The 12,482-nt window shown below is 44.2% G+C and carries 10 protein-coding genes; 2 read left to right on the forward strand and 8 right to left on the reverse strand.

Going from position 1 to position 12,482, the window contains the following annotated elements; genetic code table 11:
- Window positions 1-28 precede the first annotated feature (28 nt).
- Window positions 29-1,129, forward strand: a complete 1,101-nt coding sequence (gene thrC, locus PseudUWO310_RS02700; RefSeq protein ID WP_009627944.1) for a threonine synthase — start codon at window positions 29-31, stop codon at window positions 1,127-1,129.
- A gap of 169 nt (window positions 1,130-1,298) precedes the next feature.
- Here thrC and PseudUWO310_RS02705 read toward each other — a convergent pair whose 3' ends face one another.
- The 3 genes from PseudUWO310_RS02705 to hisD all read right to left on the reverse strand — a co-directional run bounded on the left by PseudUWO310_RS02705 (window position 1,299) and on the right by hisD (window position 5,172).
- The gene (locus PseudUWO310_RS02705) at window positions 1,299-1,844 is read right to left on the reverse strand and encodes a phage tail protein (RefSeq protein ID WP_142598791.1); all 546 of its coding nucleotides are present in this window, start codon (window positions 1,842-1,844) and stop codon (window positions 1,299-1,301) included.
- A gap of 150 nt (window positions 1,845-1,994) precedes the next feature.
- On the reverse strand, window positions 1,995-2,537 hold the full coding sequence (locus PseudUWO310_RS02710) for a phage tail protein (protein ID WP_142598793.1): 543 nt from the start codon (window positions 2,535-2,537) through the stop codon (window positions 1,995-1,997).
- Between the two features lie 1,336 nt (window positions 2,538-3,873).
- Window positions 3,874-5,172 (reverse strand): histidinol dehydrogenase, encoded by a 1,299-nt coding sequence (gene hisD / locus PseudUWO310_RS02715; RefSeq protein WP_142598795.1) that lies wholly within the window; start codon window positions 5,170-5,172, stop codon window positions 3,874-3,876.
- 496 nt (window positions 5,173-5,668) lie between these two features.
- On the opposite strand from hisD, the gene cobD reads away from it, so the two are divergent.
- Window positions 5,669-6,751: a threonine-phosphate decarboxylase CobD gene (gene cobD, locus PseudUWO310_RS02720; protein WP_142598797.1), complete on the forward strand. Its 1,083-nt coding sequence runs from the start codon at window positions 5,669-5,671 to the stop codon at window positions 6,749-6,751.
- A 210-nt stretch (window positions 6,752-6,961) separates the two neighbouring features.
- Here the strand turns inward: cobD and PseudUWO310_RS02725 are convergent, their stop codons facing one another.
- The 5 genes from PseudUWO310_RS02725 to PseudUWO310_RS02745 all read right to left on the reverse strand — a co-directional run bounded on the left by PseudUWO310_RS02725 (window position 6,962) and on the right by PseudUWO310_RS02745 (window position 12,296).
- Window positions 6,962-7,876: a DUF6585 family protein gene (locus PseudUWO310_RS02725; RefSeq protein WP_142598799.1), complete on the reverse strand. Its 915-nt coding sequence runs from the start codon at window positions 7,874-7,876 to the stop codon at window positions 6,962-6,964.
- Window positions 7,877-8,084: 208 nt separating this feature from the next.
- Window positions 8,085-9,500, reverse strand: a complete 1,416-nt coding sequence (gene cobJ / locus PseudUWO310_RS02730) for a precorrin-3B C(17)-methyltransferase (RefSeq protein ID WP_142598801.1) — start codon at window positions 9,498-9,500, stop codon at window positions 8,085-8,087.
- Between the two features lie 174 nt (window positions 9,501-9,674).
- A complete protein-coding gene (gene cobI / locus PseudUWO310_RS02735) occupies window positions 9,675-10,400 on the reverse strand; it encodes a precorrin-2 C(20)-methyltransferase (protein WP_142598803.1) in 726 nt (241 codons plus the stop codon).
- Entirely contained in the window at window positions 10,397-11,026 is a 630-nt protein-coding gene (locus PseudUWO310_RS02740; protein WP_009627952.1) for a precorrin-8X methylmutase, read from the reverse strand. Before PseudUWO310_RS02740 ends, cobI begins: the two co-directional genes overlap by 4 nt.
- A gap of 538 nt (window positions 11,027-11,564) precedes the next feature.
- On the reverse strand, window positions 11,565-12,296 hold the full coding sequence (locus PseudUWO310_RS02745) for an SIMPL domain-containing protein (RefSeq protein WP_142598805.1): 732 nt from the start codon (window positions 12,294-12,296) through the stop codon (window positions 11,565-11,567).
- Between the last annotated feature and the right edge of the window lie 186 nt (window positions 12,297-12,482).

The following is a 12,482-nucleotide window of genomic DNA, read 5'->3' on the forward strand; positions in this document are numbered from 1 at the left end:
CGTTTATAAGCATTTTATAGAAGAAAGCGTGATTGATACTCGTCTCGATCTTTACCCTGCCTCTACGGTTCCTAATGGTTGGCCAGGACTTATATGTCGCTATGCGGATTATTTGCCAGTTACAGACCAAACCCCAATTGTCACTTTGCATGAAGGCAATACTCCCCTAATTCCCGCGATCGCCCTTAGCGAAAAATTAGGACGCAATATCAAAGTCCTGCTCAAGTATGACGGGCTCAACCCCACTGGCAGCTTTAAAGATCGTGGCATGACGATGGCGATTTCTAAAGCTAAGGAATCTGGCTCGGAGGCGGTAATTTGTGCGAGTACGGGGAATACTTCGGCAGCAGCGGCAGCCTATGCTAAACGTGGCGGATTGAAGGCTTTTGTCTTAATTCCCGATGGCAAGATTGCCCTTGGTAAGTTGAGCCAAGCCCTAATCTATGGCGCAGAAGTAATTGCGATCGATGGTAATTTTGACCAAGCCCTCGAAATTGTGCGGGAAATGTCGGAAAAATTTCCGATTACGTTGGTTAACTCTGTCAATCCCTATCGCCTTGAAGGTCAAAAGACGGCAGCCTTTGAACTAGTAGAAGCGATCGGTGATGCCCCTGATTGGTTATGTATTCCGATGGGCAATGCTGGTAATATTACCGCCTACTGGATGGGATTTTCCCAATATTATGCATCGGGCAAATCCGCCAAATTACCTCGAATGATGGGATTTCAGGCTGCGGGATCTGCTCCCTTAGTAACAGGACAAGTCTTTGATAAACCCGAAACGATCGCTACAGCAATCAGAATCGGCAATCCTGCTAACTGGGCAAAGGCTCTCAAAGTGCGGGAAGAAAGCGGCGGTGCTTTTCATAGCGTCACCGATGTCGAAATTCTTGCGGCTTACAAGTTCTTAGCTGGGGAAGAGGGCGTTTTTTGCGAGCCTGCTAGCGCCGCTTCAGTCGCGGGATTGCTAAAAATTAGCGATCAAATTCCTTCAGGAGCAACGATTGTGTGCGTACTGACTGGCAATGGTATTAAGGATCCCGATACGGCGATCGCCTGTGCCGAATCCAAATTGCATAAGGGCGTTGCCCCCGATATTACTAGCGTAGCGAAGGTCATGGGCTTTTAAATGGACTAGGACTTAAATCCCCATAAGAGAATGTCAGCGCGAAGCGCCGACATTCTCTTATGGGGCATCACTTGGTGATAGCTATAAGTAGCTAGGCATAATTAAAAACCAAAGCCAGAGAGCATACCGCCCGCGCGGCGGGCGGTATGCTCTTCTGGGTTTTTACTTATTAATATGGACGCATAGGATAAAGTCCTTGGAGGGCGATACAATACCGTAAAGCTAAATAGGGTTGTAAGGTTGAAACTGATGCTGTTTGCAAGTTTGCACTATTGACGACAGCAACGGCTGACGGATTTGCTGATGCAGCAGCCTTAGCACTACTAGAATCTAAACTTAATCTAATATTTTCTTGACCGCCAAGCTGTCCAAGTTCATAACGATTAAGCCCCTTTCCTTGACCGTAGCCGATGGGAATGCGGCTCCGTAGATCGGGCAGATTAAATGTAGTACTTCCGTTACCGCCATAGTTTGTACCCAACAGCGAGAAAAGAGCTGTGTTTTGGCTAATGGGAATCGTTTGACCATTGGCTTCAGCCCAATTATTTGGGCAGAAATCATAGGCTACGAGCATAATCTCTCCAAGTTCTGGCTCGGAAGATGCATTGGCAGGAGCGGTATATCCGCTCAAAGACAAACCAACTACCATGGCAAAGCAGACAAGAATCGAGATTAACAGCCTGATAGTTTGATGCAATCGATCGCCTAGTTTCATAATTCTATGTCTTTGTATTTCACTTTATATTTCATGTTTTTAGGTTCCAATCAAAAGGAGATAAGAGAATCAGGCTCATAGCCCGATCGCAAAGATCATAAATCTATGAAACCCTAAGCCTCAAATCCTCATGAGGGAATGACATCAGAGCTAGCCACGGCTAGGAAATATGCCATTAAGAGCTATGCAATAACGCAATGCTAAGTAGGGCTGGACGGGTGAAACTGCGGCTGGTTGCAGTTTCGCATTATTAACAACGGCAACTGCTGATGCATCAGTAGAAGCGGCAACTTTAGCATTAGCCACAGCTACACCTAAGGCAACATTTTCCTGCCCACCAGTCTGACCGAGTTGGTAACGAGAAAGTCCATTGCCCTGACCATAGCCAACAGCTACGCGACTGCGTAAATCGGGTAGATTAAAAGTGTTGTAGCCATCGCCACCATAGGTGGTACCAATTAATGCAAACAGGGGAGTGTATTGATTGATCGGCAATGTCCGTCCATCCGCTTCAGCCCAGTCTTGAGGACAGAAGGTGTTAGCGGTAGTCATAATTTCCCCAATAAACGGATCGTATCCAGCATTTGCAGGAGCATTGTATCCCCCCAATAAAATTCCCACCGCCATAACAAAGGATGCTAGAACCGATAGTGATACTTTGATAGCCTTGTGCACTTGATGACCTAATTTCATATTTCTATGTTTTGTGGTAATTCATAGGTTAATTGACTCAAAAAGAATATTGCCGCTTACTTTGTTAGCAAATCAATACAAACTAACAAAGTAGTTATGATCACGCTGCAATGCGATCAATAAATTAATACCAAATAGATATTTATTTGGATCTATTACTGATATTTGCTTGCTTATATAATCTTTTTGAAGTCCTCACGATACTAACATTTCAAAGTAAACAAGGATAGATAGGATATGTAAACTTTTTTATATAGCGATCGCTAAGTATTTGCCAAGTATTTGCTAAGTATAATGAGATACCGAGAAGTTCCTATGAAATGCAAATATAGTATTTGCTGGCTTAGGCTCAAATCAAGTTATGGTGATTAATACATTAACTCTTTAGGCTATGACTAAATCGTGAAATGATCGTGAAATCATTATTTTCTAATTTGTCGTATCTAGTCAAACTACTTTTTTATCGCGAAACAATCGGGGTTTTCAATATGTATTTTTCAATATGTATATATCTGTCCTAAATCATTTATGAGAAAAATAGGGCTTCGACTTCGCTCAGCCAGCGGAGGGATATAATGGCTAGGCGAAATCGAAGCCTCTTACAAGTCATTTAGGATTGCTAAAGCTGTTACAGTCGCGTTATTTCAAAAAGTATTAAAAAGTATCAAAAAGTAATTGAAAAATTAAATTAACGTGAGTTCGATAATGCCATTTGCGCGGCTCTTTGCGCCACGCAAATGGCGGAAAATGGTAAAAAAAGAGAAGCGATTTTTATCATTTTCCGCCTTCGTTGAACTGATGTTAAATTAAGTCCTAAGTAGCTAGGCATAATTAAAAACCAAAACCAGAGAGCGTACCGCCCGCATAGCGGGCGGTACACTCTTCTAGGTTTTAAGTTGACTTATGCCTAGCTACTTATCCCAATTCACAAAAGTGTGACAACACTTTTGTGAATTAAAAACTAAGGGACTTGCGAGAAAATAAGATACCAATCCAGATTTACCAGAATCGGTGGCGCGGCTCCGCCGCGCCACCGATTCTGGTTTTATATTTGGTACTTCATTAAATCGCAAGTCCCTAAACTCATTAAGGTTTTGAGATTCCCAAAATGGCAACGCCATTTTGGGAATTGGTATTATAGCTAGAGTCACTTGAATGAGGACAAATCAAACCCCAAGAATTGATTGGCGGCGCTTCGCGCCGCCAGTCAATTCTTGGGGTTTATCTCCTAGTACAATTGGCGACAGCTATAAATATAAAAAAACAAAACTGGGGTGCATACTGCACCCCAGTTTTGTTTTTTTACTTATCTAATTAAAGAACTACTAAAGAACTACTAAATATCTTGCAATCTCAATCTTACGGAATCACCGTGGGAGGGTAAGCCTTCGGCTTCGGTTAACAAAGCGATCGCCCCAGAAACTTCCTTTAAGGCTTCAGGACTGTACTGAATCAAGCTTGAATGCTTTAAAAATGTTTCAACCCCCAGTGCCGAGGAATAACGCGCCCCCCCACAGGTAGGCAAAGTGTGATTTGGTCCTGCGAGGTAGTCACCGACTGCCTCAGGTGTAGAATGCCCGATAAAAATTGCCCCTGCATGACGAATTTGATCGATCAAGTGCCAAGGTTCTTCGACTTCTAATTCCAGATGTTCTGGGGCAAATTGATTGGATAGCTCGGCGGCGGTATTGAGGTTATCGACGACGACAATTAAGCCATAGTGAGCGATCGCCTTTTCTGTCATTAAGCGTCGTGGATGGTTTTCTAACATCCGATTTACTTCTTCAGAAACGCGATTAGCAAGGCGCGAATCATTGGTGAGCAAGATCGATGCTGCCATTTGATCATGTTCAGCTTGAGCCAGCATATCTGCCGCTACGTAGGTAGGATTGGCGCTAGCATCGGCAATAATTAAAACTTCAGAAGGTCCTGCGATCGAGTCGATGCCGACACGTCCAAATACTTGTTTTTTGGCAAGGGTGACATAGATATTTCCCGGTCCTGTGATGACATCAACCTTGGGAATGGTTTCCGTACCATAGGCTAAAGCTGCGATCGCTTGCGCTCCCCCCACACGATAAATTTCTTCCACCCCAGCGACCTGAGCCGCCACTAAGATCGCGGGATTAATGGTGCGCTCCTGACCCGGAGGCGTAACCATGACAATCTTTTTTACCCCCGCAACTTTTGCGGGTACGGCATTCATTAAAACAGTACTTGGGTAGGCTGCTTTACCTCCAGGTATGTAAATACCCGCAGCATCAACGGGTGTATAGCGCTTACCTAACACTATGTCCTTATCGCCAAAATGCACCCAGCTTTTTGGCACACGCATTTTATGAAATTCTTCGATACGCTGATGAGCCATTTCGATCGCCTTGAGTAGACCTCCTTTGACCTGCTGATAAGCAGCATCAAGTTCCGATCCACTGACGCGCAGTTCCGCCGCTGTGAAGTCTTGACCATCAAATTCAGAGGTGTAGTGCAGTAGGGCGGTATCACCTTTGCGTCTAACTGTTTGAATAATTTCGGTGACTGTGGCTTCTTTGTGGATCATCTGATCGTCATAGATGCGATCGCAAATCCGTTTGATTTCGGATTCTGCTTCAGTTCTCTGGGTGACAATTCGTAGCATAGATTGTGACGTAAGAAGCGATGATTAATCCTAGCTTAACCTGTATTCCCGTAAGTTGTGTGACCTAAAAATCTAAAATTGCCATAAGCGCATGTTTAAGTAGCTAAGCATAAGTAAACTTAAAACCTAGAGAAGAGCATACCGTCGGCTACGCGGGCGGTATGCTCTTCTAGGTTTTGCTTTGCTTGGTCTAAATTCGGAACTATAGAAAAATCTCTAATACCGATTTCCAAAAGTGTGGCTACACTTTTAGAAATTGAAAACCAAACCCAGTAAGGGTTTTAAAATCACAACATGGTGTAGCCATTTTGTGATTTGGTATAAGTAGCTGGGCATAATTAAAAACCAGAATCAAAATCTGTAGCACGTTGCGCGTGCTACAGATTTTGTTCTTTTATGTTTTGCGCCTAGCTACTTAGAAATCTTGCCAAAGCCAGCATTAAGAGTAGCCAACAGCAGTCAAGGCTCCTGAGATAGAATCTAAAATAAAAAAACTATGCAATCGTCTGAGCGTTTACATCCAATCCATGGGGGGAATCGACAATGGGCGGCAGAGATGGCTAACATATCCCCAGCCCAGATCTTAGATTTTTCGGCAAGTATTAATCCTCTGGGTGTCCCTAAATCAGCGATCGCAGCGATTCAGTCCCAATTCACCGATTTGAGTCATTATCCCGATCCAGAATATACATTACTCAGACATTCCTTAGGCGAGTTTCATCAATTGTCCTCGGAATGGATTTTGGCTGGTAACGGAGTTGCCGAGCTATTAACTTGGGTGGGGCGCGATCTTTCGCAATTAGTTGCCACGGTGCTCTTTACGCCTGCTTTTACCGATTACTATCGCGCTCTAAAAACCTTCGATTGCCAAGTGGAAAAATATCCATTTCTAATTAGTAATCAAGAGGTAAGTTTTAAGACGGATCTGCCCGAAATTAGTAATTCTCATACCAAGGGGATCCTGATCAACAATCCCCATAATCCCACAGGCTATTTATTTTCTAGAGATAGTATTTTGCCCTATCTCGAAAGATTTGCCTTGGTGGTAATCGATGAAGCTTTTATGGATTTTCTCCCACCAGAACAGCAACAAAGCTTAATTGATTTAGTTCCATCTCATCCTAACTTAGTGATTTTGCGATCGCTTACAAAATTCTATAGTTTGCCTGCCTTGAGGCTTGGCTATGCGATCGCCCATCCCGACCGTTTACGGCGATGGCAGGCATGGCGCGATCCTTGGTGTGTCAATAGTTTTGCTGCCGCCGCAGGAATCGCTGTCCTCAGCGATCGGGAATTTCAGCAACAGACATGGGCTTGGTTAAAAAGTGCCAAATCGCAGCTATTCAAAGGCTTATCGCAAATATCAGGGCTAATACCCTTGCCAAATGCAGCCAATTACCTGTTGGTGCAAACAGAACTTGCAGGTTCATTTTTGCAAAAGGAATTATTGCAAAGGGATAAAATCCTCATTCGCGATTGTCTGAGTTTCCCCGAACTAGGCGATCGCTATTTTAGAGTTGCGGTAAGGTTAGAAAGCGAAAATCAAAAATTGATCGAGTCCCTAAGCGATCTATTCTAGCGATCTAAGCGATCTAATAAGTATAGCTGCCGCCAGTTTTGTTAGGACAAAATCAAAACCCCAGAGAGAGTTGCCGTGCTCCGCGCGGCAACTCTCTTTGGAGTTTTATGTCCTGATACAGTTGGCGGCAGCTATGGTTCGGCATAATTAAAACCCAAAGCCAGAGAGCGTAACACCCGCTGTGCGGGTGTTACGCTCTCTGGCTTTGGGTTATTGCCAGCGAATTCCCGTTAAACTCTCAAGAACAATTAGAAATAGCCTTGCATTAGGAATATTGCTATAGGTGAAAGAATATTTGCCTTTGCCAGACCACCACTTAGCATCTTGATGTTTAAATTGAAAAACTCCTCCACCTAAAGTAATATCCTTCATCTCAGTAACGGCAACCCTTTGAGGCTCTTTATTTTTTGTTACAAATTCCATAAAGCCCCTACCAATTCTTACGGCTTTGGGATTTCCTGTCATCGGAAATTCCACATATCCCAAGCTATTTAACTTTTCATTGACAGATTCTAGTAAATAAATGCTCCATACGCGCTCAGCCGTATTGGCAAAATGCCAATTATCTCCATCTTTAGGAACTTTTTTCTCCGCATGATATTGTCCATTCAAACAGTAGTCCTTTCCCGAAATATGCTTCCATCTGTAGGTATATGCCGTTCCTGCGTAAATTCCATTGACATAGTTGCGAATTTGAGTCACATATAAATTTGAGGCATCCTTAAAACAGAGTTGTTGTTTTTTGGGGATGGCGGTACGCGAACCCTTGATGAATAGCTTGACAATTCCCTGCTCGCCAACATAGGAGCATGAGTAGCGAAACTCCGTAATCAGATAAAGAATCAGCCCCACGATCGCACCAGTTGCGATCGCGATAATGTTAACCTCGTCGGTCTTAGACATGTAGCGAATACCGTAAGCAAATAACCCGCCAACGATTAAGGAGAGGGATATGCGTGCAGAAATGGGAATAGGCTGCTTAGAGTGAGTTAGATTGCTTTCAGCGGAGAGAATTGAGCCAATTTCGATTGGTGGAGGAGCAAAGAAATCCATATTAGAAGGAATTTGTCCTCCAGCGTGAGTCACAATTCCTTCATGGGGCATCCAGTTAGATTGATAGATCATTTTGGGTTCTCTAAGCAGATAGACAATACTAAATTAAACCCCAAAATCATGTTGTCGCGCGGAGTGCGACAACATGATTTTGGGGTTTATGTCCTGATACAGTTGGTGGTAGCTATAAAAAACAAAACCCAGAAGAGCATACCGCCCGCTGCGCGGGCGGTATGCTCTTCTGGGTTTTAAGTTTACTTATGCCTAGCTACTTACCAATTTAATTGTATTTGCGAGGTGTATAAACATACTGGCGATCGCTCCATTGTAGGTTCTTAGTTTTACTGGAACCAACAATAATCACTGTTTGCATATCGGCAAGTTCGGGAGCTAGTTCGGAGAGAGAAATAACTCTTACATTTTCGCCTTTACGTCCCATTCTATGACCTAAAATCACAGGCGTATCGGGCGATCGCCATTGTAAGAGCAGATCTCTAGCTGCTGTGAGTTGCCAGCGCCGTTGAGTCGAAATGGGGTTATAAATGGCGATCGCAAAATCGGCTTGGGCGGCAGCAGTTAAGCGCTGGGCGATAATTTCCCAAGGTTTGAGAATGTCGGAAAGAGATATCATGCAGAAGTCATGCCCGATTGGCGCACCGATCGCCGCCGCCGCCGCTTGAGCCGCAGATATTCCTGGCGCGACATAAATAGTAATCTGGTTCCATTGAGGATCAGGCGACTGATCTAAAACTTCAAATACTGCGGCTGCCATGCCGTAAATTCCAGGGTCACCAGAAGAGACGATGACCACTGATTTTCCTTCAGCCGCCAGATCGAGAGCGAGACGGGCGCGATCGAGTTCTACTCGATTATCGGAAGCATGAACGGGCTTCCCTCGCGTAAATTCTTTGATTAGATTGATATAGGTTTTGTAACCGACAAAATCCGTTGCATCCTCTAGAATTGCCTTAACTTCTGGAGACATCCATTTGGCTGCTCCCGGACCAGTGCCGATAATTGATAGCTTTCCTCCAGTTTCCGACCGATCAATTAGGGTAGTTTGATAAACTAGATAGGTGGAGCTTAGCTGAGACTCTATCGATTCTAAGGAGATTTTGCTGGAGATTACTTCTATTCGATGGGTCGCATCATCGGCAAAAGGAAGATGACTTTCGCTGAGCCAAGGCGCTATGCCGATTAGTTTAACTGTTTTCCCAGCTAATAAATCCGCTAAAAATGTCTTAGCCTGTTCATCATTATTCAGCAGTCGATAGCCATCAGGAGGAGATAGGAGGGAGGTTTGAAATCGGAGATCACCAGTAGTTGTAATCGCTGCTTGGATTTGGAGCATATTGGCGATCGCTCTAGCTAAATCGTTCGCGCCATTCAGTCCGCCTAAGAGGGGAACGACAGCACTGCCATCTTCAGCGATCGCGATTACGGGTGGTTCGGCTCGCTTATCGGAAAGTAAAGTAGCGATCGAGCGGATTAAAATCCCTGCGGCACAGATCCCAATAATGGCATGTCCTTGGCAAAATAACTCGCTTACAATTTCGCTAAACTTGCTGTATTGGCGATCAGCAGATTGAGTACGCGATGCTAATCCATAAATAATGGCATGGGGAATCGTATTTTGGATCTGTCGAGCGATCGCGACACTCTTCTCTCCTAAGATAATGATGGCAGGGGGTTTCATTAGATATTCATTCACTTAATCATTATTTGTTCGATGGTTACTCCCTTCCCAGTAAATAATTAGATGTTGCGGCGCTTCGCGCCGCAACATCTAATTATTATAATTATTATTTTTTGATGTCTATTTCTTTGGTGGGAAGGGAGTATTTGTTCGATGGTCATTGGCTGGAACCTTCTATTGAGGCTTGGTTTGACTGGGAATCATGACGATCGCCCAATAGGGAACTTCATCGGCAGTAACTGAAGCGATCGGCTTGATATGCTGATTGGGCATGGTGGCGCGTTCGATATATAGGGCGCGAGAAAAGAGGTCTAATTCTTCTAAAACGGATTTCACCTTGGCAAAATGTCTGCCGAGCTTAATGATAATGGCGGCATCGGCAACGGCTAAGCGATCGCGCAAAATATCTGCTTCTAAGGTTGCAGGCATAATGCTCAACACGTCATTTCGATAGGTTAAGGGTGCGCCTAACATCGCAGCGCTGGCAAAGGTGGAAGATATCCCAGGAATCACCTCGGTATGAAACCGATCGGAGAGGCGATTAAAAATATACATAAAGGAACCGTAAAGCATCGGATCGCCTTCACATAACACCGCGACATCGCGACCCGCCGATAGATGTTCGGCAATCTTCGCCGCCGCCACATCATAATAGGGTTGTGAAGAGCGATCGACGCTAAAGGGTAGTGGCATCGGTACTTCTATTTGCTCTGGACGAATAAAATCTGCAACGATCGCCCTTGCAAGCACTTTGCCACTTTCCATCGTAGGATAGGCAATCACGGGAACAGAAGTTAAAATACGATGAGCCTTGATTGTTAATAGCTCTGGATCGCCAGGACCAATTCCTAAACCATAGAGGTTTCCCGACCTTATTTCGCTCTTGTTCTCAGGGTTCATAACTCATTCTCCATCGCTAATGCATTCACGGCTGCGGCTGCCATCGCACTTCCCCCTCGCCGACCGTGAATGGTCAAAAAGGGTACACCACGACTATTTGCGGCTAATGCGGCTTTTGATTCGATCGCACCCACAAAACCTACAGGGAATCCTAGTATAACGGCTGGTTTGGGCAAACCTTGATCGATCATTTCTAATAGCCGAAATAAAGCAGTGGGCGCATTACCGATCGCCACGATCGATCCTTCCAAATGCGATCGCCATAGTTCCATTGCCGCCGCTGATCGGGTGTTATTAATTTGCTTGGCGAGTTCTGGTACTTCAGGTTCGTTCAAAGTACAAATCACAGAATTATTGACAGGTAGACGCTTGCGGGTGACTCCATTTGCTACCATCTGTGCATCACAAAGAATATTTGCACCGTTCTTTAACGCATTTCTGCTAATTTCTACTACGCCCTCGGAATAGGCAAGGTCGCTCACAATATCGGTCATACCACAGGCATGAATTAACCGCACAGCAACCACTTCAAGTTCGGGTGGTAAGATTGATAAATTTGCCTCAGCGCGAATGATGGCAAAGGATCGGCGATATATTTCACTGCCATCACGAATATAATCAAGCATGGGAATGGTCAAGGGAGATCTCAAGTATAGAGCTGATAAAGCTAAAGGATTTTGTGCTAACAAACATTTGTGCTAAATATTTGTGCTAAATATTTGTGCTAAGTGGCTGGGCATAATTAAAACCCAAAAAGCTGTAGCGCACGCTGCGCGTGTGCTACAGCTTTTTGGGTTTTATATTTAATTGCGCCCAGCTACTTAACAAACAATTGCCAAGTATATTGCCAAGACTAGCAAAGCTAGTCTTGGCAATATACTTGAGGATTTAATTATTTTGCAAAATTGTAGCTAACCTAATTCTAGGCTTGTGCATTTTACTCTAAGTCACTGGGCGCAATTTATAGCTGTCGCCAAGTCTAATAGGACATAACCAAGAATTGATTGGCGGCGCTTCGCGCCGCCAATCAATTCTTGGTTATGTCCTAAGTCAAGTGACTGTAGTCGCCAAATACGCTAATTAGCTAAGCATAAGTAAACTTAAAAATCAGAAGAGCGTACCGCCCACTATGTGGGCGGTACGCTCTCTAGTCTTAGCTTTTAATCAATAAGTGATTTGCAGTGTTACTGAAGCTTCAATCTTTTGATCGCCACCTAAAATTGGGACTGCGCTAGCTGCCTTAGCATAGCTATCTAGACGGGGCTGATTGATTGGGTAGGAAACTCCTGAATCGATAATCTGGATTGATTTGATCGTTTTTTGGGAGAAACCTAAAGTACTTAAAACGGTATTGGACTGAGTTTGGGCATCTTTGAGGGCATCTTGCAAAGCGAGTTGCTTAGCAGCGTATAAATCGGCATCATTGGCAATAAAACTAATCTGTTCGACTTGGTTAGCCCCTGAATTAACTGCGGCATCGAGGACTTCTCCCGCACGTTCTAGGGGCACGACAAAACTAACGCTGGTTTGTCCCGTAAATCCATCTTGACGTTGGCGATTGTTTTCGTAGACATACTTGGGATTGAGTTGTACGCTCAGGGTTTGCAACTTCTCGACGTTGAGCTGCTGCAAGGTCGAGACGATACTATTAGCTTGACGGGCTACTTCAGTTTGAACGGCGATCGCTGTTTTTCCTTCAACATTAACCCCAAGCTGAATTCTTGCCTTAACGGTTTTCACCAAGCGATCGCCGCGTCCTGTCACAGTGAGGATGCGCTCGTTTTTGATCTCAGCATATTTAGCACTGGTTTCCTCTGCTTTTACGGGAGAGGCGATCGTCGCTACCGAGGGAATACAAAAAGCAAGACTGAGAATGAATGTAGTTACGTGACGCATATGATTGACTCCTTACACCTTTGTTTAATGTTATTTTCATTTCTTCGATTTTTAAGATATCACCCAACTTAAATCGGATTTAGCGTGGTTACACTTTCAGATACAGGAAACAACTTGGTTCCCATTTTGAAGAAAAAAAGTCGCTATTTTATAGCGATCGCTATTCCTGTCGAGGCTTACAGTACT

Source organism: Pseudanabaena sp. UWO310, from assembly GCF_006861605.1.
Classification (GTDB): Bacteria; Cyanobacteriota; Cyanobacteriia; order Pseudanabaenales; family Pseudanabaenaceae; genus Pseudanabaena.